22 protein-coding genes are annotated in these 22,448 nt (G+C 52.5%); 10 read left to right on the top strand and 12 right to left on the bottom strand.

Going from position 1 to position 22,448, the window contains the following annotated elements; genetic code table 11:
* The first annotated feature begins 192 nt into the window (after nt 1-192).
* Both JR338_08725 and JR338_08720 read left to right on the top strand, forming a co-directional pair.
* Nucleotides 193-981 (top strand): DeoR/GlpR transcriptional regulator, encoded by a 789-nt coding sequence (locus JR338_08725; GenBank protein ID QRN82505.1) that lies wholly within the window; start codon nt 193-195, stop codon nt 979-981.
* A 179-nt stretch (nt 982-1,160) separates the two neighbouring features.
* Nucleotides 1,161-2,306, top strand: coding sequence for an SIS domain-containing protein (locus tag JR338_08720; GenBank protein QRN82504.1), 1,146 nt, complete (start codon nt 1,161-1,163; stop codon nt 2,304-2,306).
* Nucleotides 2,307-2,378: 72 nt separating this feature from the next.
* Here the strand turns inward: JR338_08720 and JR338_08715 are convergent, their stop codons facing one another.
* The 5 genes from JR338_08715 to JR338_08695 form a co-directional block, all read right to left on the bottom strand.
* A complete protein-coding gene (locus JR338_08715; GenBank protein ID QRN82503.1) occupies nt 2,379-3,653 on the bottom strand; it encodes a methyltransferase in 1,275 nt (424 codons plus the stop codon).
* Between the two features lie 123 nt (nt 3,654-3,776).
* Complete coding sequence (locus tag JR338_08710) at nt 3,777-4,418, bottom strand: hypothetical protein (GenBank protein ID QRN82502.1); 642 nt, start codon at nt 4,416-4,418, stop codon at nt 3,777-3,779.
* 27 nt (nt 4,419-4,445) lie between these two features.
* Nucleotides 4,446-4,850, bottom strand: coding sequence for a hypothetical protein (locus tag JR338_08705; protein ID QRN82501.1), 405 nt, complete (start codon nt 4,848-4,850; stop codon nt 4,446-4,448).
* A gap of 57 nt (nt 4,851-4,907) precedes the next feature.
* Nucleotides 4,908-6,134, bottom strand: coding sequence for a peptidase T (pepT, locus tag JR338_08700; protein QRN82500.1), 1,227 nt, complete (start codon nt 6,132-6,134; stop codon nt 4,908-4,910).
* A gap of 56 nt (nt 6,135-6,190) precedes the next feature.
* On the bottom strand, nt 6,191-6,643 hold the full coding sequence (locus tag JR338_08695) for a flavodoxin family protein (GenBank protein ID QRN82499.1): 453 nt from the start codon (nt 6,641-6,643) through the stop codon (nt 6,191-6,193).
* Nucleotides 6,644-6,835: 192 nt separating this feature from the next.
* Here JR338_08695 and JR338_08690 point away from each other — a divergent pair, with 192 nt between their 5' ends.
* Nucleotides 6,836-7,684: a glutaminyl-peptide cyclotransferase gene (locus JR338_08690; protein QRN84399.1), complete on the top strand. Its 849-nt coding sequence runs from the start codon at nt 6,836-6,838 to the stop codon at nt 7,682-7,684.
* A gap of 340 nt (nt 7,685-8,024) precedes the next feature.
* Here JR338_08690 and JR338_08685 read toward each other — a convergent pair whose 3' ends face one another.
* From JR338_08685 to JR338_08670, 4 genes are all read right to left on the bottom strand, one after another.
* Nucleotides 8,025-8,696, bottom strand: coding sequence for a hypothetical protein (locus tag JR338_08685; GenBank protein QRN82498.1), 672 nt, complete (start codon nt 8,694-8,696; stop codon nt 8,025-8,027).
* A 176-nt stretch (nt 8,697-8,872) separates the two neighbouring features.
* Nucleotides 8,873-9,364 carry an Hsp20/alpha crystallin family protein gene (locus JR338_08680; protein QRN82497.1) on the bottom strand — a complete coding sequence of 164 codons (492 nt, stop codon included), beginning with the start codon at nt 9,362-9,364 and terminating at the stop codon, nt 8,873-8,875.
* Between the two features lie 120 nt (nt 9,365-9,484).
* Complete coding sequence (locus JR338_08675) at nt 9,485-10,222, bottom strand: class I SAM-dependent methyltransferase (protein QRN82496.1); 738 nt, start codon at nt 10,220-10,222, stop codon at nt 9,485-9,487.
* A gap of 2 nt (nt 10,223-10,224) precedes the next feature.
* Entirely contained in the window at nt 10,225-11,934 is a 1,710-nt protein-coding gene (locus tag JR338_08670; protein ID QRN82495.1) for a GAF domain-containing sensor histidine kinase, read from the bottom strand.
* A gap of 384 nt (nt 11,935-12,318) precedes the next feature.
* Between JR338_08670 and JR338_08665 the strand changes: the two genes are divergently transcribed.
* The 6 genes from JR338_08665 (at nt 12,319) to JR338_08640 (ending at nt 19,114) form a co-directional block, all read left to right on the top strand.
* A complete protein-coding gene (locus JR338_08665) occupies nt 12,319-13,602 on the top strand; it encodes a hydroxymethylglutaryl-CoA reductase, degradative (GenBank protein ID QRN82494.1) in 1,284 nt (427 codons plus the stop codon).
* Between the two features lie 7 nt (nt 13,603-13,609).
* Nucleotides 13,610-14,689 carry a hydroxymethylglutaryl-CoA synthase gene (locus JR338_08660; GenBank protein QRN82493.1) on the top strand — a complete coding sequence of 360 codons (1,080 nt, stop codon included), beginning with the start codon at nt 13,610-13,612 and terminating at the stop codon, nt 14,687-14,689.
* A gap of 8 nt (nt 14,690-14,697) precedes the next feature.
* Entirely contained in the window at nt 14,698-15,864 is a 1,167-nt protein-coding gene (locus tag JR338_08655; protein ID QRN82492.1) for a thiolase domain-containing protein, read from the top strand.
* A gap of 93 nt (nt 15,865-15,957) precedes the next feature.
* On the top strand, nt 15,958-16,707 hold the full coding sequence (locus tag JR338_08650) for a hypothetical protein (protein ID QRN82491.1): 750 nt from the start codon (nt 15,958-15,960) through the stop codon (nt 16,705-16,707).
* Nucleotides 16,708-17,037: 330 nt separating this feature from the next.
* Nucleotides 17,038-17,988 (top strand): selenide, water dikinase SelD, encoded by a 951-nt coding sequence (selD, locus tag JR338_08645; protein QRN84398.1) that lies wholly within the window; start codon nt 17,038-17,040, stop codon nt 17,986-17,988.
* Between the two features lie 133 nt (nt 17,989-18,121).
* On the top strand, nt 18,122-19,114 hold the full coding sequence (locus JR338_08640) for a LysM peptidoglycan-binding domain-containing protein (GenBank protein ID QRN82490.1): 993 nt from the start codon (nt 18,122-18,124) through the stop codon (nt 19,112-19,114).
* Nucleotides 19,115-19,188: 74 nt separating this feature from the next.
* On the opposite strand, the gene galK is transcribed toward JR338_08640, so the two are convergent.
* Genes galK through JR338_08625 form a run of 3 tightly spaced genes read right to left on the bottom strand, consistent with a single transcriptional unit; the run spans nt 19,189 to nt 21,227 of the window.
* On the bottom strand, nt 19,189-20,331 hold the full coding sequence (gene galK / locus JR338_08635) for a galactokinase (GenBank protein ID QRN82489.1): 1,143 nt from the start codon (nt 20,329-20,331) through the stop codon (nt 19,189-19,191).
* Between the two features lie 12 nt (nt 20,332-20,343).
* Nucleotides 20,344-20,613, bottom strand: coding sequence for a GIY-YIG nuclease family protein (locus JR338_08630; GenBank protein QRN82488.1), 270 nt, complete (start codon nt 20,611-20,613; stop codon nt 20,344-20,346).
* A gap of 14 nt (nt 20,614-20,627) precedes the next feature.
* The gene (locus JR338_08625) at nt 20,628-21,227 is read right to left on the bottom strand and encodes a site-2 protease family protein (protein QRN82487.1); all 600 of its coding nucleotides are present in this window, start codon (nt 21,225-21,227) and stop codon (nt 20,628-20,630) included.
* 242 nt (nt 21,228-21,469) lie between these two features.
* Between JR338_08625 and msrP the strand changes: the two genes are divergently transcribed.
* Nucleotides 21,470-22,441 carry a protein-methionine-sulfoxide reductase catalytic subunit MsrP gene (gene msrP, locus JR338_08620; GenBank protein ID QRN82486.1) on the top strand — a complete coding sequence of 324 codons (972 nt, stop codon included), beginning with the start codon at nt 21,470-21,472 and terminating at the stop codon, nt 22,439-22,441.
* The last annotated feature ends 7 nt before the right edge of the window (nt 22,442-22,448 follow it).

The following is a 22,448-nucleotide window of genomic DNA, read 5'->3' as shown; positions in this document are numbered from 1 at the left end:
TCACATGAAAAGGCACCATGGACCTCGTGTTCATGGTGCCTTGATTAATCTTTTAGCTATAGGAAAAGTGTGCCCGTCGCCAAATTGCCTTATCGTTAAATCGCGAAATGACAATTTACATTATCAATTATTGCGGGTTAGATTGAAATGATAATATAATTGGAGTCTAATTGTTGATCCTAAGGTGAGTCTATGAAGAAGAAAGTATTTCGTGAAGAACGCTTACGCATGATCATGGAAATGCTTTTTGAACAAAAAAGCGTTTCTGTGGATCAGCTGACAAGAAAATTTGATAAAAGTGCTGGAATGATCCGGCTGGACCTGGCAGAGCTTGAGACCCGAGGACTTATTTCTCGGACGCATGGCGGCGCAATTTTGGTGCAGGATTCCACGGAAGATTTTGTCTTAGAAAAGAATTTACTGCAATTGCGAGTTGAAACCAAAAAAGAAGAAAAAATCCGGATTGGTAAGGCTGTTGCAGACTTGATCAGTGATGGCGATTCGGTCATGATGGATGGCGGCTCGACGAACTATTTTGTGGCTTTGGAACTTCGCAAGAAACGCAATTTGAAGATCGTCACGACATCGCTGTTTTTATTTCCGGTTTTATCGGAAATTCCTGATGCGACCATTTATCTGACCGGTGGCACGTTGCGCCGTGAATATCAAGACACCTTTGGTGAAATTGCATTGGATACGATCAAACGTTTCCAGCCAGAGCACACGATATTGGGTGTGGATGGTGTATCACGGACCAGCGGCTTCACGACGGTTGACCCGGGCCTGGCGATGATCAAGCGTCAGATGGTCGCCGTGACCAAGGACCTGATCGTGGCAGCGGACTCTTCCAAATTTGGGAAAGTTTGTTTGCTATCTATTACGGATATTCAACGCACATCAGTGATTGTCACGGATACCGGTCTGCCCATTGAAGAGGCAGATGCCATTCGACAATTAGGACCAGAGGTTATTCGGGCTTAATTAATATTCACGATTGACAACCAGCAAGATACGTTATTTTGTAACGGACTGCCACTGGCGGTGCCGGTTATTTGAGACGCGTTTGATGGTTCTGAAAATTATGCTCATTTGAAAAAACAAATTTGAGAAATGACAAATTGATCAGAGTGGCTGAGCCAATTTGTTTGAAAGAGGTTGAGATGGAACAAAACAAAGATCATTATCGTACCCAACATCCCTACCATGTGTGGGATTCGCTCCAGATGATCCCGGCATTATTAAATGAGTGCCTCGAAGGTGAGGTACAGTCGGATATCCAGAAAATAGCGACGGATTTCCAAAAGCGTGGGATCAAAAAATTGATTATGTTGGGACGTGGGTCTTCCTACTTTGCTGCCCTTGCGGTGGAGTCTTTGTTTGAAAAACTAACGAAGATCCCAGCCAGCTGTTATGTGACCAATGTCTTTCAGGAATATCCCTACGAAGGCTGTGATTCCAAGACCGCCGTCTTTTTCATTTCCCACTCAGGGAAATCCGAAGGCGACCTCCGCGTGGTTGAACAAGTCAAGGCCTTGGGCGCCTATACGGTTGGCGTGACTGATATCAAAGGATCCGCCCTGGCCGAAGCGGTGGATCAATTGCTGATCGGGCCGGGCGGCTCCAAGATTGAACTGCCCGCCTCCCGGACCTATGCAACGGCCATTTACCGGCTGCAGCTCCTTGTGCAGGCCCTGGCTGAAGTTTTGAAGGTTGTGGACGACCCGGATGAATATAAGGAGGCCCTTCTGGCACTGCCTGAGCAGGTGAAGGGTTTTATGGCGGCATTTGAGATCGAAGCGCCAAAGGTTGTGAACCTTCTCAGTGACCGCCGCTATCAGTTGATTGTGGGTTTTGGTCCGAACTGGGCGAATGCAGGTGAAGCAGCAATGGCATTTAATCAGTCCAGTGGGATCCCCACCCTGCGTTATGAGATGGAAAACTATATCCACGGTCCCATGCAGGGACTCACGCCCGACGCCGGTGTGATTGGAATTGCGCCGACCGCCGCATTAGAAAACCGGATGTTTGGCATGATGGCAGCCGCCCGTACTATTGGCGCCAGGACCGTGTTATTGGCCCCCAAAGGCACGCAGGCTCCAGCAGTCGATTATTTGGTTGAATTACCTGCGGGCATCCCCGACCTAATTTCCGCCATCCCCTATATGGTGCCGCTATGGCAGATTGGCTATCACTTTGGCCTGCTGGGTAACGGGACTCATCCTGACCGCCTTTCCATGGATAAACCCGAATTCAAAGAAGCCTTTTCATACATCATGAAAGAGGATAAGTGGGTGACGAAGAAGTAAGTTCGGCTTCGATATACTTCCAACGCAAAAGCCATCCCAAGGATGGCTTTTGTCTATATAAAGGGGTCGTCTTTATTTCAATGAATAATCCCTATATTCCGCCACAGCTTCATAAAGCGCTAATAGGTTCTCCACCGGCACTTGAGCCTGAACGTTATGGATTGGGTTGAAAACAAACCCACCGCCACGGCCAAAGATCTGCATGCGTTCCTGCACCTGTGCCCTAATCTCTTCCGGCGTTCCAAAAGGCAAAACTTGTTGGGTATCCACCCCGCCGCCCCAGAAGGTCACCTGGTCACCAAAGCGCTCAGCCAGCCCCTCCGGTGCCATGCCGGCTGCTGAGGTTTGCACCGGATTGAGGACATCAAAGCCGGACTCGATAAAATCCGGGATCAGCTTGACCACAGAACCGCAGGAGTGGATGAAGGTCTTCCAGCCGGTGTTGGCGTGCACCCAATCGTTGATGATCTTGTGGAAGGGTTGGTAGAGATCACGGTAGGCCTTGGGTGAGATGAAAGGGCCGTTTTGGGCGCCAAAATCCGCACCGGAAATGTAGACCACGGCCACTTTGTCACCGACCCGTTCATAGATCTTTTTCAGGTTTTCCAGACCGATCTCACATTGTTTCTCAAAGACCGCCCAGATGTAGTCCCGCCGTATTACGGTGGACATATACCATTCTTCCATGTCGCGGATGCCGCGGGGATTTTTTAGCTGCACGGCGGGGACCAGTGCGATGTCGCCAAAGCCGGTGCCGCCGAAATTGGCAAGGATCGCCCGGTCAGTTTGATTGAAGAGACCTTCCGCTTCCTTATCATAGAAATCCAGGTCAGCCTCGGAGACTGGCTGGAATTCTTCGCAGTTGTCCGTCGGGTCCAAATGCTCTTCATCAAACGAAGGTTGGCGGACGATGGCGTCAAAATAGAAGCCGCCAGAGGGCATCCTCCCACTGGGTGGTGCGGTGGTGTCGCCTTCGGGGTACATCAGGATGTCGCCGTTGGCTTCGGGTTGGGTATTGAAACAGCCCGACACCAGGACTGGCGTCCCATCGAAGAAGGTCCAGGGCTTCCAATCCGCCAGGGGGTAGCCAAACATCGTATTGGGATTGCTCAGGCCGACCACATCCACCCCTAACACGTCCATCAGGTCTGGCTTGATCTCTCCCAGCATCTGGTAAGGCTCAGTGACCTTCACCGGTGTGCCGGGTGGGTCGAGCTGCAGCGCCTGGCGCAATAAATAAACCGAGGAGACATGCATGCCGGTTGTTGGGCTGGAACCCAAATCAAGCGGGACACGGTCAGGTTCCTGGTGGGCAAGGGCAGTTCGGATGCGTTCTCTGGCGTTCATCGCTGGCCTTTCAATTATTGAGAGCTAAGCTAATTATAGTCAATAATGGTGTTGTTCCCGCTAATAGAAAAAATCCCGCACCACTTAGGATGCGGGATTTAATTTTACTTTTCGAGCGAGGAACTAATCGTCTCCGTCAGTTTCCATTTTCTTCAGCTGTCCGGGCGGGGGTGTCTCATTTTTCTCCCAGCCGATCAGCCCCATATCCTGCCAGATTTGGCCCCATGCGTCGGGGCCATCCAGGCCGGCCAGGATGTCTTCAAAGGAGGCTTCGACACCTTCCATTTGGCTGGTTTTGAGGGCAAGCATGATTTCGCCGATGCTGTAACCCTGGCAGTAATAGGTCATCACGGTTTCTTCATCAACGCCATAGCGTTCGGCAATCTTGGCGGCCAGGGGATGGTTTGATTCCTTCTTGCCATCGACGCAATAGGCATTAGTGAAGCGGTACTCGTATGTTTCCTGATTCTCTTCAGTGTTTTGGTGACCCACAAGTTTGACCGACTCGGCGATCCATTCGCCACCTTCGCCGGCCTCCGCTTTGACCAGCACGGAATCACCTGCTACAAGTTCCGGCACCTCAAAGCCTTCAGGAATGACGATTTCGACTGTCTCACCCTTATTGGATTCGACGATCAGGATGCTGCCATCAAAAGAGATGACCTCGCCTTTGAGGTTGATTTTATTTCTTTGAGCAGAGACAGACCCTACGGTCATCAGTGCAATCAATAAAACGAGCAATAGGGAAGTCAGAGTCTTTTTCATGGGGTACTCCTTTCAAGTCCCTTCTAATCAGTCGTCCAGCTCGACCAGCAGCCAGATATCATCCCAGGTCAGGCCATCCGCGAGCATCTGCAGCATATCGCCCGCCGGTTCTCCGGTCAGACTCTGGGTTTCCAGGGCTACCAGGATGTCTTCAAATTCGGCGCCATCACAGAACCAGGCCATCACCTGGTCATAACTGGCAAAACCGTAATCTGCGGCGATGGATTCCCCGAGGGGGTTGATCTCATCTCCGGGGCATTCGGTGGCTGCTGCTACCTCTTCCTGGGCTGTGACTTCCAGTTCGGGGGCAGTGGTTTCCAGTGCAACGGGGCTTTGTGTTTCAACCACCTCTGCGGTTTGAGTGGGCTGCCCCGCGCAACCAGCCAGCATGAATGCCAATGTGATAAAAAGAACGACTTTTAGTTTCGTCATAATTTTATTATAGACACTTTCCGTAAGTTTTCCAATCGGAAACCTATTACAATCCTGTTATTTTTCCGCAACCAATTGGGCGATTGCCACCAGCGTTTCAACCGCTTTTTCCATGGCAAAAGTCGGAATAAACTCGAATTTTCCGTGGAAATAATGCCCGCCGGTGAATAAATTGGGTGTAGGCAGGCCCATATAGGAGAGGCGGCTGCCATCTGTCCCGCCGCGCACGGGTTCGACCAGCGGTTCAATTCCCAGAGCTTTCACGGCTTGCAAAGCGATGCCCATGATCTCAGGTCGGGGTTCTACCATCTCGCGCATGTTGAAATATTGGTCTTCCAGGGTCAGCTCGATTACCGTTTCGCCGTATTTCTGGTTGATGAAATCTACTGCGGACTGGATCAGTTGTTTCTTAGCTTCAAATTTCTCGCGGTCATGGTCGCGGATGATATAGGCCATGGTCGCTTCTTCCACGGTCCCATTGAACTCGTATATATGGAAGAAACCTTCATATTTATCAGTGAATTCCGGCCGTTCGAAGACCGGTAGCATGTCATTGAGCTCCATGCCGATCAGCAGGGCATTGTGCATTTTGAGTTTGGCCTTGCCGGGGTGCACGTTCCGGCCGTGGATCACCAGCTCTGCGCCGACAGCGTTGAAGTTCTCGTATTGCACCTCGCCGATCTCGCCGCCATCCACCGTATAAGCGAAGTCCGCCCCAAATTTCTCCACATCGAAATGATCCACCCCTGCGCCAACTTCTTCATCCGGCGTAAAACCGATCCGGATCGTGCCGTGCTGGATCTCCGGGTGGTCCAGCAGGGTTTGGATGGCTGTCATGATCTCAGCCACGCCGGCTTTATCATCCGCGCCCAGCAGGGTTGTGCCGTCGGTGGTGATCAGGGTTTTGCCGATGTATTTCTTCAGGTCCGGGAATTCTTCCGGGTCCATCAGGATCTGTTTTTCGGCATTCAGAACCACCATGCCGCCATCGTAATTTTCGATGAACTGCGGATTGACGTTCTCACCGGACAGGTCAGGGCTGGTGTCCATGTGCGCCAGGAAGCCAACCACGGGGACCTCCCGGTCAATATTGGCAGGCAGTGTGGCGGTCACATAGCCATATTCGTCCATACCTGCGTCATTCAGCCCCATTTCCAAAAGTTCCCTGACCAGGATTTTCGCCAGGTCGAGCTGTTTTTCAGTGCTGGGAAAGGTATCAGATTTTCGGGCGGATTGCGTGTCGATTTTGATATAGCGTAAGAAACGATCAATAACGGGTTGCATGGGTTCCTCTCAAGGTGTCATTGAATAGGTTTGATAGTGTCTGATGGTGCAGGCAGTTAATCTATCGCCTGAACGATTTTTGCGCCGAGTTCCCGGCAGGCAGCCAGGGTTGCCTCATCCGGTTCCCCGTCACATTCTACGATGCTGCCGACCTGGGTGCCAAGCCGGCTGAAGAGCATCTCCAGCGCCTGTCTGGCCTGGCCGACATGGTCATAGCTGAGGAACAGGACGTAGGGCTTGTGGGTGAGGCCCTGTGGCTCTCTGGATTTAGCCAGAAACCAATCATCGAGAAATGTCTTCAGGGTGCCGGCGATATAGCTGAAATAGTCCGGTGAACCGATTGCCACACCGTCAAATTGGCGGTACTCCTCAATGTTATACCGGCTGTGATTGGTGTTATGGAGCGTTGCCTCTCCGCCTGCTTTTTGGATGCCCTCTGCGAAGGCCTCCGCCATCATGTGTAAATGTCCAAATTGCTGCGAATGATAAAGTACCAGTATTTTATTCATTATTTTGCCTTTCTCGCTAAGCTATTGTAACATTTTGAGTAAGCAAGTTCCAGCCAGGCCCTTGCCAGAGTGCCGTGTGGGTCTGCACTGTTGGGCACTTAATAAAGGCTTAGTTAGCGTATAATGTTCATCAGGGGTGGATGATTGTTCAAAGAGATTAACTCGCGGTAAACCTGGAGGCTGACTTTGCCTATTGCGAATGAACCTGGCCGGTCAACATATACGTCCTTATGGCCGCTGATCCTTGCGGTTATTGTTATCGCTGGGCTCTCCATTTTTAGCCTTTGGAAATGGGTGGAATCCCGGGCGGACGAAGGTGCAATCCCCAGGGAGATGACCTTCCAGATGACCTATGAAGTCATCCAATCCTACCCGCATGATCCGGCGGCCTTTACCCAGGGGTTGATCTATGAGGATGGGGTTTTTTATGAGAGTACCGGTTTGTATGGGGAGTCATCTCTGCGAAAGGTGGATGTGGCGACGGGTGAGGTGTTGATGCAAGAGGATTTACCCGGGCAGTATTTTGCAGAGGGGCTCACCAATTGGGAAAACAGCCTGGTTCAGCTCACCTGGCAGGAACATCAGGGCTTTGTCTATGACAAGGATGAATTCACCCCGACGGGCACCTTTGACTATCTGACCGAGGGCTGGGGGCTGACCCAGGATGATGAGCGCCTGATTATGAGTGACGGCACATCCACGCTGAGTTTTCTGGATCCTGATACATTTGAGGTCATCGGAACGGTGACGGTTACTGATAAGGGCCAGGAACTTGTGAACATTAACGAGTTGGAATATATCCGCAGCGAAGTTTTTGCCAATATCTGGCTGACGGATGACATTATCCGGATTGATCCGGATACCGGAGAGGTGTTGGGCTGGATTGACATGAGCGGCCTGCTGCCCGAGGAAGAGCGGACACCAGAGACCAATGTCCTGAATGGGATTGCCTTTGATTCACAAACCAACCGCCTGTTCGTTACGGGGAAATTCTGGCCAAAAGTTTATGAGATTCGGTTGGTGTCCGTTGAAGGTGAGTGAGGTTTAAGTGATAACACAGATTACTTCGTGCATCACAATGTGATACATAGAATTGACAAAATGGGGAGCCCACAGAGGGGCTCCCCTACGAGATCTTATTAAGGCTTCCCCTTGCCCCCTTCGGGGATGGCGTCGTTTTACTCCTTGAGGGGAAGCTGGCTGCGGAGCAGACTGATGAGGTGGGATCATCCCTATTATCTTTGAGGACTATGCGCCACCACCCTTATTAGAATTAGTCTTTACCCTTCCCAAAGTAATTGTTTGTAGAGATGTTGGTTAGTTTTAATCTCTCTCATAGGGTTTTTATCCACAAGCCGAAACATCTTCTATTCTTTCGCGTTTAACTTTTCCAGTAATAAAACAAATTTCCCTCAAATTTATTATCTAGATTTTCTTTGCTATCAAAGTGCACATCAAAGTTATCGTAAGTAAATACATTAAATTCGTCCAACATATGGAGCGTTTCATAAAACTCATCTTTAATTTGTTTGGATATTCCAATAAACTCATTTGTTTTTCCATTTATTTCGTTCTGATAGAATACGGTTAGCTGAGAAAACCTATTGAATAACGTCCAAACAGAATAAATCTGATATTTCTCAATCAAAGGTTTTCTGATGAGTCTATAGGCTTGTTTAAAATAATCAAACCGCATTTCATCTAAGAAATCGACATATGCCACAAATACATCTTTGTAATTGCTAATGCTTTCCAAATTATATTTTTTCGCTAAGTCGAATAATTTATCAGCAATGGCTTTCTGTTTTTTGCTATCATAGGTATATCCCTTAAACATTGAAAAAAATTCATCCCGAGATTGAAGCATAATATACAATCTAAACTTGTGAGCTGGTGAGTTGGGAAAAATTTCTTTAAATTCAAAGTTGTAGGCATGAATATCGTATTCTTCATAAAGCCATTGTTTTAATTCAATGAAAATTTCCGGTAGTTTTTTATCCCCTCTTAAGATTTCAAGCGTTTCGTAATAAGTATTGTCATCTACTAAAATCATGGTCATGTCTCCCTAAATGCCATCCGCTATGAATCTCCAGGAGTAAGTTGTTAATCTAAAAATATTATATTTTGTTTTATCACTAAGACACCTGTGATTATATATATAACCGAAAATTTACCGATGTAAAAAAGGGTTGGCAATTCTGCCAACCCTTTTCGCTTGTGGTTCTCTATTTATTTGTCTTTAGCCCTTCCTTCAACCACTTTATCACCGGAGTTTACTTTCACGGCAATGCGCTTTGGTTTGATTTCTTCTTTCTTGGGCAGGTGCAGTTCGAGTACGCCATTCCTGGTCTCGGCTTCTATATTTTCCACATCAACCGTGCCAGGCATTGAGATTGTGCGGGAGAAGCTGCCGTAATGGCGCTCACGAATGTGGTAGCGGCCTTCTTCTTCGGTCTTTTCGCTTTCGTCACTCAGCTCACCCTTGATGGTCAGGTTGTTATTGGTGTAGGTGATGTCGATCTTGTCCGGGTCCAGCCCAGCCACATCCGCTTTGACGACGAATTCATTATCATTCTCAATCACGTCAAGCGGGACGCGTAGGTTGAACTGATCGGGGAAGGCCGCATCATTTTCATCATAGAACCGATCAAGCATCCGGTTCATCGCGCGGTTCCAGGAAAGCATTTCACTAACAGGGTCACGTCGAATTAAGTTTGTCATCTTTATCCTCCATGAATAATAGTTTTCTTACTTAACTTAAAGGATAAGATGCGCGTGTCTGAGCAACATCAAAGGAATGTTAGCGAAATATAAAAATGGATTACGTTAGAGGGGGGGCGGTTAGACCTTTTCAACCACCCAGAAATGCGACAGCCCCAGGCGCTGGAAGGGGGTCTTTTCCAGCCATTGCAGGAAAGACCGCAGGAACTTGCCCAGCTTGGGACGTTTGGCGATGATGTTGTCATAGGCGCCAAATACGGTGGCGCGGGTGATGAATTTCACGGGTAAACCCTTGAAGAGCTTGTCCAGGTCATGCCGGGTGTAGATTTCAACATGGGGGGCGAGCTTGTCCCGCCAGCGGCGCGGCAGATAGTTGACGAAGAGTTTGTTGCCAAAGTGATATTTCCCCCGCCGGTAGATCCCGTGGGTTTCGAAGGGGTAACCGCGGTTCGGGCAGAACAGGACCAGCCGACCACCGGGTTTGAGCACACGTACAGCCTCGTTGATTGCAAGCTGGTCATCCTGCACATGTTCCAGCACTTCGTGGCTGAGGATAAGGTCGAAAGTGCCGGATGGGAACGGCAGGTATTCACCCACGCCATTGACCACATTGGGTTCAAGCGCATGAGCTTCCTGCAGGCGCTCAAATTCGATATCCAGCCCCACCGCAGGCGAGAATTGTGGGCTGAGGTGATGCAGATACATGCCGACGCCGCAGCCATCCACCAGTAATTGACCGCCGATTCGGTCCCCGGCAGCTTCCTGAATCATTTCGAGACGGCGACGCTGGCCATCCCGCCAGACCCATGAAGGTTCGCCCCGCAAGGCGGCCTTATCCAGATTGCTTGGTTCGGGCATGCTTATTCCTCTTCCTGCTTCTTTGGTTCCTGGACATGGGGCATCCAGACCAGGACGGTCGTCCCCTCGTTGGGTTCGCTGGTGAGTTCGAGGTCACCGCCAACGTTCCGGGCGCGGGTCTGCATATTGGAGATGCCGTGGCCCAGCGTGAGTTGTACTTTTTGAGTGTCGAAGCCCTTACCATCGTCGTGAATTTCCATCAGGACACGGTCCGATGTGGTCCAGACGGTCACTTCAACCTTCTTGGCCTGGGCGTGTTTGGCAATATTGGCCAGCCCTTCCTGGCAGATATGGAAAAGGGCAATGGCATGGGGATCGGGCAGGTCATCCAACCCATCCTTGGGGCCGGAGAGCTTGGCTTCTACCAGTGAATTGGCGCGAAATTCGTTAATTAGCCTTTGGAGGCCGTCCATCAGATCTTCTTCATAAAGCTGACGGGGGCGCAGGTCCATGATGAACGCGCGCAGGTCCCGGATGGTGCTGTTGAGGTCTTCAATAGATTGATCGATCCGTTTGCGGGTCTGCTCGGGCTCCTCTACCAGAAGGAGGTTGGCATGTTCGAGTGTTAACCCAACGGCATAGATGGATTGGATCACGCCGTCATGCAGGTCCATCCCGATCCGCTCTCGCTCTTCCAGAACGGCTAGACGGCGCCCCTGGATATTGAGCCGGACGTTTTCAAATGTTGTGCCGACCCAGGAGGCGATGGAGCTTAGGAGCTGCTGGTCCATCGGTTCCAACGGTTCATCCTGATTGGAGGCGATGCATAGCACGCCCAGCACTTCGCTGCGGCTGGTGAGCGGGAAGCAGGCGATCTGGCGGATGCCGACTTCGTAGGCTTCAGCGCCGAGGAGGTAGGGATCTTCCGTGAAAGGTAGCGTGACCAGGGCGGTTCTTCCGTCCCAGGCTGTTTTGCCAACCAGACTTTCGTTAAGGTTGAAACGATCTTTTTCCCAAAGGGCTTTGATCGCACCGCCCTGATGGAGAACTTTATGGAGGGTGCTCATATTCTCATCGGAGAGATAAATCTCGCCCACTTCAAGCTTGAAGTAATTCATCACTCGTTCCAGAGCAATTTCAAGCAATTCATCCAGTTCAGTGATTGACGCCAGCGCAGAGGCCAGATTGTTCAATAGGGCCAGGTCCTGGTTGCGGCGGGTTAGCGTGCGGTCTCGTTCGCGCAGTTCGGAATAGGAACGGGCATTGTAAATCGCAACAGCGGAATAGGCTGCCAGGGTTTCGATCACGCGTTCGTCATCTTCGGTGAAACCGCCATCACCGACCTTATCGGTCAGGTAGATTTGGCCCAGGCGCTGCTTGCCCAATCGGATCGGCACACCCAGGAGCGAGGTCATTTCGGGGTGGTCCTCCGGGAAACCAGCACGGCGTGGATCCTTACTGATATCATCCACGCGGATAGGTCCTTCCGCCGCGGCGATCACGCCGATCAGCCCCTTGCCGATGGGTGGGTGCGCCATCTTGGCGACATCCTCATCCGGCATGCCCACGGTGATGAAATTGGAGATGCTGCCATCCTTGGCGCGGACGCCGATCGCCGCGTAGGTGGCGCTGGACTGGTCACAGGCGATCCGAGCGATCCGCTCTAGAAGTGAATCGAGGGAGATATCCTGAACCAGCTCCAGGCTGGCCAAATGCAGGGCCGCCAGGCGCTCTTCAAGTTGTTCGCAGGGTTTCTTAGGTTCACTGTTCATTGCGGGCTAATTTTACCCTGAAATGATAAGAGGCGTGTGAGGTGAAAAGTGAGCGGGGTATTTTGAGGCTGCGAAGAAGCCGTAGGCGGAGGACAAGGTGCCCGAAGCAGAGCGGTAAGCAAATCGGAATGTGATGGATATCTAATTATCCAGATTCACACACTGGAAAAAGGGATTGCTTCGCAAGCTCGCAATGACAAAAAGAAAATAATCAATATCTTGTCATTGCGACGGAGCCGAAGGCGGAGGAAGCAATCTATCATTTCATTTTTCTCAATTTGATAGCTTTTGGGAGAGTCCTCCCGGTATATTAAATCTTCGCAGCACTCTTTTTCGCATTTTCCTGCTGTTTATGATTAAAATAAATAAAAAAGGAGCCTCACGATGGGATCCGGCAAGACAAACAAAAATAAATTCTACAACCTCACCCGTCAGGAACGTTTGGCGCAACTCAAAACCGAATCCGATTTATCTGATGCCGATATCGCTGCACTCAGCGGCGCGGCGGGCCTGACCGCTGACCAGGCAGAGCACATGATCGAAAACGTGGTCGGTACCTATGCCCTCCCGGTGGGGATTGCCCGTCATTTTGTGATTAACGGTCAGCCTGTCTCGATTCCCATGGTGGTGGAAGAGCCGTCCATCGTGGCCGGGGCGTCCTTCATGGCGAAACTGGCGCAACCCAGCGGCGGCTTCACAGCCACCACCACCGCGCCGGAAATGATCGGTCAAATTCAGATTCTGGACCTGGATGACCCGGCAGTAGCGCGTGAAAAGCTCCTGGCAGAGAAAGCCGCCTTGCTAGCTCAGGTCGCAGAGGTTGATCCGGTGCTCAAGCGTCTGGGCGGAGGCCCGCGAGATCTGGAATTTCGATTGATCGAAGGTTCCCCGATTGGTGCATTTCTTGTGGCGCACCTGATCTATGACGTGCGGGATGCGATGGGCGCCAATGCGGTGAATACCGCGGTGGAGCGGCTTGCCCCCCGGATAGAAGCGATCACCGGCGGAAGGGTGCTGCTGCGAATCCTATCCAATTTGGCAGATCGGCGGCTGGCGCGTGTGGAAGTGACCATCCGCACCGCTGACCTGGCATTTGGCGATTTCTCGGGTGAGACTGTCCGGGATGGTATCATCCAGGCCTGGGCTTTTGCCGCGGCGGACCCTTACCGCGCGGCCACCCATAATAAGGGTATTATGAACGGTGTGGATGCCGTGATTCTGGCGACCGGCAATGACTGGCGTGCCATAGAAGCCGGCGCCCATGCCTATGCTGCCCGATCCGGGCGCTATACCAGCCTTTCTACCTGGTATCAGGATGAGGATGGTAACCTGGCCGGGACGCTTGAAATGCCGATGGCGGCCGGAATCGTGGGCGGCGCCACCCGCGTTCACCCCGGCGCACAGGCCGCGCTCAAATTGATGGGCGTGACCACCTCGGCGGATCTGGCTCAAGTGATCGTTTCCGTTGGGCTGGCGCAGAACCTTGCAGCCCTGCGGGCACTGGCAACTGAAGGGATCCAGCGCGGCCATATGGCGCTGCATGCCCGGCAGGTGGCTATTGCGGCTGGGGCAGAAGGCGACCAGGTGGAGACGCTGGCGGAACGACTTGTTGAAGAAAAAACTGTACGGATCGACCGGGCACGGGAGATCATGGCAGAATGGAGTTGAAGAGCAAATGACCGAACATGAACATCAGGAAGGCATCGTGAATCGACCGGCGCGTCCGGTTGGTATTGTGGGTTATGGGGCCTATGTCCCCCGCTACCGGCTGCCCAATAAGGAAATCTCGCGGATCTGGAAGGGTGAGGAATCCCCCGGTCCGGTGATCGAGAAGGCTGTGGCCGGGCTGGATGAGGACGTGATCACTATGTCGATTGAGGCTGCCCGAAACGCCTTGAAACGCTCCGGGATTGATGCCTCACAGCTGCGGGCTGTTTGGGTGGGTTCCGAGTCGCACCCCTATGCCGTCAAGCCCAGCGGCACCATCGTGGCGGAGGCTATTGGTGCCCCGGTACACATTCAGGCCGGTGACTGGGAATTTGCCTGTAAAGCCGGAACGGAAGCTCTGGTGGCGGCGATGGCCCTGGTTGGGTCACAGATGGGTGAATATGCCCTGGCGATTGGGATGGATACCGCGCAGGGGAAACCCGGTGATGCTCTGGAATATACCGCGGCTTCCGGTGGGGCGGCCTTTATCGTTGGTCCGGCGGAAGATGCCCTGTTGACGATAGATGCTCAATATTCCTATGTGACCGATACACCGGATTTCTGGCGGCGGGCGCACCAGATCTATCCCGAGCATGGGCAGCGTTTTACCGGTGAACCGGCATATTTCCAGCATGTGGCCTCGGCCTCGAGTGACCTGATGGATGCACTCGGAATGAAGCCGGCGGATTTTAGGTTCGCTGTTTTCCACCAACCAAATAAGAAATTCCCCCAGCGGGTAGCCAAACAGTTGGGCTTCACCCCGGAACAGATCAACGCCGGTCTGCTTTCCCCGGTGATCGGGAACACCTATGCCGGAGCATCGCTGATCGGTCTTACGGCTGTTTTAGACCTGGCGGAACCGGGTGATAAGATCCTGATCACTTCCTATGGGTCCGGGGCTGGCTCGGATTCCTTTGTGCTCACGGCTCAGGAGGCATTGCCTGAACGCCGGAAGGCTGCCCTAAGCACTCAGGATTATATTGCCCGGCGAACGGAAATTGACTATGCCACTTATGTCCGCTTCCGCGGCAAGATCGCAATGAAGTGAGGACGGGCATGGATACGAAACAGGCGGATGTGGTTATTGCGGGAGTCGGGCAGATTCCTGTTGGCGAACATTGGGATGCCTCCTTGCGACAAATGGCGGCTGGGGCGATCCTGGCTGCGCTGAAGGACGCCGAGGGACTGCGCCCCCAGGTGATGTATATCGGTAATATGCTGGCGGCCACGGCTTCCCGTCAGGCCAATTTGGGGGCTTTGCTGACGGATGATGTCGGTCTGGCAGGGATTGAGGGCGTGACTGTGGAAGCTGCCGATGCTTCCGGTGGGGCCGCGCTGCGCTCAGGTTACCTCGCTGTGCTTTCCGGCGCAGTGGATGTGGCTTTGGTGGTCGGTGTTGAGAAGTGGACCGACGTGATCGGGCCGGAATCCGAGACTTATCTTTCTCAAATGCTGGATGCTGATTTTGAAGCTGCGCAAGGGTTGACACCGCTCAGCCTGGCCGGGCTGTTGTTCCACCGTTATTTACAGGAATATGATGCGGATCACAAGGCTTTTGCTGGCTTCCCTGAAGTGGCGCATGCCAATGGCGCAACCAACCCCAATGCCATGTTTCAAAAGGCGATGAGCGAAGGCGCTTATTTGCGCGCAGCGGAAGCTGCTGAGGTTTTGAACCTGTTTGATGTTGCGCCATATGCTGATGGCGCGGCAGCCGTCATTTTGGCTCGCAAATCCGCCTTGCCAAAGGGCTGGAAGAAACCCCTGGTACGGCTGATCGGCTCCAGCCTGGTGATTGATACCCTATCCATCCATGACCGGCATGCACCTCTGGTCTGGGATGCCGCGCGCATATCGGTGGAACGGGCTTGCCGAAACGCTGGCATCCTGCCCAAGGATTTGGATTTCTTTGAATACCATGATGCAACCTCACTGCACGCTGCGATTGCTTTGGAGACAGCAGGTTTCGCTTCCCAGGGACAGGGCTGGATGCTGGCCAAGCCGGAAGTGATCGGCTTGAAGGGACAGATCCCTGTGGCGACCTTTGGCGGCCTTAAGGCTCGGGGAAACACCTTGGGTGCGACCGGTGTCTATCAGGCGGTTGAAGCTACCCTGCAGCTGAGAGGTGAGGCAGGGGCCAACCAGGTGAAGGATGCCCGAGTTGGGATGATTCAAAGCGTTGGTGGAATGGCCGCCACGGTGGCAACGCATATCCTGGCAAAATAAAAAATTCGATCGAATTTTGGGTCTATTTAGGGGTATTTACGAAGATTTTTGTGTATACTGTAGTTACATTACACATACCCGAAAGGACCATCAATGAAGAAAATTTCTCTTATTATCTTACTTACTGCGGCCTTGCTCAGCACCCTTGGCTGCGGCCTTTTTTCAGCTGTGACGAACTACTTCACCGAGGAAACGGAAGAAGTTGTCCTACAGCCAGCTTTTACAGAAGAGGCAGTAGCTGAAGAAGTGGTGACTGAAGAAGTGCCGATTGGTGATTCCGTCGTAGTCCTTTTCCAGGATGATTTCTCAGATGTTAACAGTGGTTGGGATCGGAATGACTGGGATAATGGCTTCACAGATTATGTAGATGGCGCTTATCAGATTGTGGTCAAGACCGATAACCATGATGTCTGGGCGAACCCATATAGATACTTTGGTGGGGATGTCAGCGTTGAAGTGGAAGTGACTAAGGTGGCCGGCGAATTGGATGACAACTATGGTATCCTTTGCCGCTATTCCGGTGAGCCCGCCTCTCCGAGTTTTTACTTTTTCTATATCAGCAGCGATGGCTATGCAAGCATAGGTAAAACGATTGATGGATCATCAACCTTGCTTTCCAGCGACCAGATGGAATATACGGACGCGATCAACCAGGGTTATGCCACCAACTATCTGCAGGCGACATGTATTGGCAGTGAGTTGTCGTTCTATATCAACGGTGTATTGGTTGCCACAGCCACCGATTCATCCCTTGTAGATGGTGACGTTGGCCTGGATGGCGGGACATTCAGCGCTCCCACAGCGACCTTCTCATTTGATAACTTTGTAGTGACTGAGCCCTAAACGTCATTTATTGGGAGCTTAGCAGAAATGACCGGCGAATCAGCCCTGATTCGCCGGTTTTTTTTATTTGGATTTTTAGCTGGGTGAACAACAACAGCGAGGGAATAAAAATGTTTGACCTGGTTGAGTATAATTATCCCAGTGATGGATTAATGAACCTGCCGGCATATGGGGTGAAGCCACCCATTTGCGGCAGGACAAATTATAGGTGACGAGATGACAGAACATAACCCCTCAGGCCGTGAGATTCGCCTGACCACCCTTTCCAGCTGTGCTGGCTGAGCGTCCAAGTTAAGCGCTGAAGCGCTGGCGCAGGTCCTGCGGCCAATTATGGAAACCTATCGAAATATGACTGTCCCCGATTTATTGATCGGCCTGGACGATCCTGATGACGCGGCTGTTTGGCGGCTGGAAGATGGGCGTGCTCTCATCGTGACGACGGATTTCTTCACCCCCGTCGTGGATAATGCCTATGATTATGGCGCGATTGCCGCGGCCAACAGCCTCTCGGATGTCTATGCTATGGGTGCGACGCCATTTGCCGCGCTGACGGTGGCAGCTTTGCCGCCCGACCTGCCGCTGGAGATTTCGCGGGAGATCATCCGCGGCCTGGCCGAAAAGACGGCTGAGTCCGGCACGGTGATTGTTGGCGGCCATACGATCCAGGATAAGGAGCCCAAGATCGGTCTTGTTGCGCTTGGTTTTGGCGAAGAAAAGACCCTCCTGCGCAAGGATGGTCTGTTGGTGGGCGACCGGCTGGTGCTTACCAAGCCGCTCGGGTTTGGTGTGACCACCACGGCTCTCAAGCAGCAGAAAGCTCCGCCTGAAGACGTGGCTGAGGTGGTGGGATGGATGAAGCGGCTCAATCGGGACGCAGCGAAACTAGCGCTGGCCTTTGGCCTGCGGGCAGCCACCGATATTACTGGGTTTGGCTTCCTCGGTCATGCCTGGGAGATGGCACAAGGCGCTGGACTGGGATTGCGGATCCAATTTGACCGGATGCCTTTCATCTCCTGCGCAAAGAAACATGCCAGCCAATGGCGCTTCCCCGGAGGCGCTTCGGACAACCAGATATTCTTCGGCGATCATGTGAATTTTGTCGACACAATCCCGGAAGAGTTCCAGATGCTGCTGTTTGACCCGCAGACCAACGGCGGCCTGTTATTGGGCGTCCCCGCTGAGAAGATTAGTGACTTCTTGAAGCAGGCGGCCGAGATGAACCAACCGGCCTGGGAAATCGGTGAGGTGGTTGCCGGGGACCGGATCACGGTGTTGGGCTGATCCTTCGCGTAGCCTTGTTAACCTCGAACGTTTGATAAAATCCACAAATTTGAGTAAAATTCAGCCGTTTAGAGCTGTTGCAGGTCATTCACTAATCCGATTGGATGTCCATGTGAAACCTCAAGAAAATGATATGAAACCAAATCGAAAATCCCCCTTCCTGACAGTGATCTCTCTCCTGAGCTTCCTGCTGTTGGGTTTCATTAAGCCCCAACCGGTGCAGGCTCAGGCCGGTACCGCCTGGGAAATGTTGGCAGAGATCAACAGCCTTAGGGCCGCCAATGGCCTTGCGCCAATGGAAGAGAACTATTACCTCAACCTCTCCGCGCAAAACCATGCCGATTGGATTGCTGAGACGGGGATTGGCAGTCACTATGAAGACGATGGCAGCACGGCGACCGACCGGGCCCATGCCGTGGGCTATACGGGCGCGATTGTGACCGAGAACTGGGCGCGCGGCCCAGGCCTGACGGTTTATAACTGCATCTATGTCATGTGGGACGACCCGGACCATTGGGATAACATGCTGGACCCCAACCGGAAAGAGTTTGGCGCAGGGGTCGCTCTGGATGATAGCGGTTTCACCGTTTATGTGGTGAATTTCAGCAATTACGATACCAACAATTCACAACCCAGTGACGCTACGGATACAACCGGTGATGTTGACACAGGCCCAACCGCAACAACCGGGCCGGTCATTTATGCGCTCATCACATCGACCCCTGCCCCGGATGGCACCATTATCCATGTCGTGCAGTATGGGCAGACCTTGTGGGGTATCGCTGAGGCATATGGCATTTCCCTGGCTGATCTGCTGGCACTGAATGGACTGACCGAAGATTCGGCTATTTATCCGGATGAGCAGTTGCTCATTGTACAGGGCACCGGTGAGACACCGACCCCCACACCGACCGAAGTCCTTACGGAACCTACCTTGACTCCCACGCCAACAGAGAAATCCGTGGAAACAGAAGTGATGGCAACCCCCACACCCACACCGGAACCACGCAATAACTTCCTGACCAATATCTTCAGTGGGGATACCCTCTGGGTGGGCATTGGACTGGTGGTAGTCAGCTTGTTTGGAATCGGCTTGCTGCTGTTCACTTCCTCCCGGTTGAGATAAACCGGCCTCAATAAAAAATCGAGCCGCCTCATAAAGGCGGCTTTTTCTATTGGTATGAGGACAGGGCGGAGTGGTCAGGTCAGATGAGCGCCTTGCGTGGCATGACAGTGGTAGAGCTTGGTGGTTTTACACGTGCGCTCATGATATTGAGATTCCACATTCTTGATGAAGACTTCAGCCTGGTCATCCCGGACGAGGTTCACGGTACAACCGCCAAAGCCCGCCCCGGTCAGCCGCGCGCCATAGCAGCCGGGCTGCGAAAGGGCAATCTCCACCAGGGCGTTGAGTTCCGGTGTGCTGACCTCATAGAGGTCACGCAGGCTCTCATGTCCCTGGATCATCAGCTTGCCAAAGCCGGTGACGTCTCCCGCTCGTAATAACTTGACCGATTCTTCCACCCGGGCGATCTCCTCCACAACGTGTTGGGCTCTCATCCGGATTATCGCTGGCAGCTCCCGGCCATATTGATGGAAGGCCTCAGGTGAAACCTCGCGCAGGGATCTGATCTCTGGCAGGTGGTTTTGAAGAGCGTTCACCGCTTGCTGGCAGGCATTGCGCCTGTCGTTGTAGGCTGAACCGGCCAATTCCCGCGGCTCCTGGGAATCGGCGACGATGATGGCGACATCCGGGGGCAAGGGGACAGCTTCCCAGGCCAGCGTGGCGGTATCCAGATAAAGAGCATGATCCTTTTGTCCAAACAGGACGGCAAATTGGTCCATGATGCCGGATTGCACGCCGACATAGTCGTTTTCCGCCTGCTTGGTCAGTTTCACCAGGCTCATCCGGTCAATATCCCATTTGCCCAGGGTCTTGAAGGCCTGCGCAAAGGCTACTTCCACAGCGGCTGAGGAACTGAGCCCTGAGCCGATGGGGATGTTTGAAGAGTAGGAGGCTTCCAGACCGTGCACGGGGAGCCCGGCCTGCTGGCAGGCCCAGGCGACGCCAGCCGGGTAGAGCGCAAAGTGGGGTAGGGGTTGTCCCTCAAGATCCACTTTGTTATCCAAATCCGCTAAGGAGAAACGGGCTGTCTTACCCAGGTCGATGGCGTGCAGGATGATTTGGTCTGAGTTCAGGGGGGAAATTTTGAGGGTCAGGGTCAGGTCAATAGCCACCGGCAGTACGGGGCCTTCGTTATAATCGACATGCTCGCCCAGCAAGTTGACCCGGCCAGGAGAAAGGATGGTCTGTGTACTGGTTTTGGGGTCTGATGACGGCATGTTAATCCCTCTTCAATCAATAAAATCAGGCAGCATCTCAAATGATTCGGCCAGAGCAGCTTTGCGGGCATGGCTGTAGCGCTTGATCTGAATCTCTCGTTTCAAGGCTGTGCTGTGGTCCTCAACTTCTTCCACATAGACCAATTCCACCGGGCCGTTCATGCGGGTATAGCGGGCACCTCTTCCGGCGTTATGTTCCTTGACCCGCCGTTTGGGGTCGGTCGTCCATCCGGTATAGTAAGTATTATTTGCGCAGTGGACGATGTAACAGAAGTAGGCCATCCGATTGTTCTTCCCTAAAGGCCAATCAGGAAGCGGGTGAGGGAGATCAATGGTTGATTGAGGATGATATCCATCACGTCAAAGCCGATTCTTGGCAGGATGAAGACTACAAACAGCAGGATATAGGAACTGTAGGGGCGGATCTTCTCTAACTTTTCCACCCAATGTTCCGGCAGGAAGAAGGCAACGATCTTCTCACCATCCAGAGGCGGCAGTGGGATCAGGTTGAACAAGAACAGAGCAAGGTTGATAAAGACGAACTCCAGAACGAACTCTCCCCAGGATGGGAAGATGTCGCTGGCGCCTTTGATGAGTGGGATCCAATTAAATCGGAGTGGGATGGCAGCGAAACAGGCCAAGAGGAAATTGGAAGCGGGCCCTGCCAGTGAGACCAGCATCACACCGGCCTTATTCTTCTGGTTGATGGCATAGGGGTTGATTGGAACGGGCTTGGCCCAGCCGAAACCGGCCACCAACAGCATGAGCGTGCCGAAGATATCCAGGTGCTTCAGGGGGTTAAGGGTCAGCCGCCCGGCGTCTCTTGGCGTTGGGTCGCCGAATAGGGTTGCGATTGCGGCGTGCGAAAATTCATGCACGGTGAACGCGATGAACAAGGTGATAATTCTGGATATGATGATAGGGGGTTCGAGGTTAAATAGCATTTGAGGGCGACTTTTTTAGTGGAGGCTCAACTCGTGTCGATTATAACATGGGGAAGAACCCCAAAAATATTCAAACGGGGGTTTGGGAGTATTATGACAGAAAAGGTATAATTAACCCCAGTTGTTGCAGCCCCGTTCCTGTAATTTTTCAATAGACGAACAGAATAATGGTTGAAGGACTGAGAGGTACTGAAATGACCCGTAAAGAGCAAGGTTCCGTTCGGCTAAGCAAGAATGAAATCACCCCCAAACACATTTATGATTCAAGGCGCGATTTCCTCAAGAAAATGGGGATTGTAGGCTTAGGTGCTGCCCTCGCGGGTTGCGCACCGCGGACTTCTCCCACTCAGACAGCCACCCAGACCGCACCCAGCAGCGTGGCAACGCTCAGCGGCCTGACCGATGAGTTGGGTGCGCCATTGACGGATTACAGCGCCGTGACGGGGTATTGTAATTTCTACGAATTTACGACCAATAAGGAAGAAGTGGATGACCTGGCGGCGGATTTCGTACCGGGCCCCTGGTCTGTGGAAGTGACCGGTTTGGTGAATAAGCCGCAGACTTTTTCGCTGGCAGAGATTCTGGAGAAGTTTGATCAGCAGGAACGGATCTACCGGATGCGTTGTGTGGAAGGCTGGTCAATGGTGATCCCCTGGAACGGATTCCCGCTGCGCCAGCTATTGGAAGAAGTTGAGCCGACCGCAGAGGCGAAGTATGTGGCATTCCAGACGGCTGTGTTGCCGGAGGTGATGGATGGTGTGAATTCAGCGCGTTTTCCTTTCCCCTATCAGGAAGGCTTGCGGTTGGATGAAGCCCTGAATGATCTCACCCTGCTGGCGACCGGGTTGTATAATGAATCGCTGCCGCCCCAAAACGGTGCACCGATCCGTCTGGTGGTGCCCTGGAAATATGGCTTTAAGAGCATTAAGTCAATTGTCAAAATTGCACTCGTGGCCGACCAGCCTGACACGATGTGGAACACCATCGCACCGTCGGAATATGGCTTTTATGCCAATGTAAACCCGGACGTGGATCACCCCCGGTGGTCTCAGGGAACCGAGATCCGGATTGGTGAGAACCAAAGACGGGATACGCTATATATGAATGGTTATGCTGATGAGGTGGATTATCTCTATGAAGAGATGGACCTTACGGTATATTTCTAGTAGAGAA

Source organism: Chloroflexota bacterium (assembly GCA_016887485.1).
Lineage (GTDB): Bacteria > Chloroflexota > Anaerolineae > Anaerolineales > Anaerolineaceae > Brevifilum.
This window is presented reverse-complemented; position numbering and strand designations above follow the sequence as displayed.

Coding starts and splice junctions, on each gene's coding strand:
- selD (QRN84398.1), top strand. CDS start 17,038: ATGGAAACCTATCGAAATATGACTGTCCCCGATTTATTGATCGGCCTG.
- JR338_08660 (QRN82493.1), top strand. CDS start 13,610: ATGACCGAACATGAACATCAGGAAGGCATCGTGAATCGACCGGCGCGT.
- JR338_08710 (QRN82502.1), bottom strand. CDS start 4,418: ATGAAAAAGACTCTGACTTCCCTATTGCTCGTTTTATTGATTGCACTG.
- JR338_08630 (QRN82488.1), bottom strand. CDS start 20,613: ATGGCCTACTTCTGTTACATCGTCCACTGCGCAAATAATACTTACTAT.
- JR338_08685 (QRN82498.1), bottom strand. CDS start 8,696: ATGATTTTAGTAGATGACAATACTTATTACGAAACGCTTGAAATCTTA.
- JR338_08715 (QRN82503.1), bottom strand. CDS start 3,653: ATGAACGCCAGAGAACGCATCCGAACTGCCCTTGCCCACCAGGAACCT.
- JR338_08650 (QRN82491.1), top strand. CDS start 15,958: ATGAAGAAAATTTCTCTTATTATCTTACTTACTGCGGCCTTGCTCAGC.
- JR338_08695 (QRN82499.1), bottom strand. CDS start 6,643: ATGAATAAAATACTGGTACTTTATCATTCGCAGCAATTTGGACATTTA.
- JR338_08720 (QRN82504.1), top strand. CDS start 1,161: ATGGAACAAAACAAAGATCATTATCGTACCCAACATCCCTACCATGTG.
- JR338_08665 (QRN82494.1), top strand. CDS start 12,319: ATGGGATCCGGCAAGACAAACAAAAATAAATTCTACAACCTCACCCGT.
- JR338_08655 (QRN82492.1), top strand. CDS start 14,698: ATGGATACGAAACAGGCGGATGTGGTTATTGCGGGAGTCGGGCAGATT.
- msrP (QRN82486.1), top strand. CDS start 21,470: ATGACCCGTAAAGAGCAAGGTTCCGTTCGGCTAAGCAAGAATGAAATC.
- JR338_08670 (QRN82495.1), bottom strand. CDS start 11,934: ATGAACAGTGAACCTAAGAAACCCTGCGAACAACTTGAAGAGCGCCTG.
- galK (QRN82489.1), bottom strand. CDS start 20,331: ATGCCGTCATCAGACCCCAAAACCAGTACACAGACCATCCTTTCTCCT.
- JR338_08725 (QRN82505.1), top strand. CDS start 193: ATGAAGAAGAAAGTATTTCGTGAAGAACGCTTACGCATGATCATGGAA.
- pepT (QRN82500.1), bottom strand. CDS start 6,134: ATGCAACCCGTTATTGATCGTTTCTTACGCTATATCAAAATCGACACG.
- JR338_08640 (QRN82490.1), top strand. CDS start 18,122: ATGAAACCAAATCGAAAATCCCCCTTCCTGACAGTGATCTCTCTCCTG.
- JR338_08675 (QRN82496.1), bottom strand. CDS start 10,222: ATGCCCGAACCAAGCAATCTGGATAAGGCCGCCTTGCGGGGCGAACCT.
- JR338_08680 (QRN82497.1), bottom strand. CDS start 9,364: ATGACAAACTTAATTCGACGTGACCCTGTTAGTGAAATGCTTTCCTGG.
- JR338_08705 (QRN82501.1), bottom strand. CDS start 4,850: ATGACGAAACTAAAAGTCGTTCTTTTTATCACATTGGCATTCATGCTG.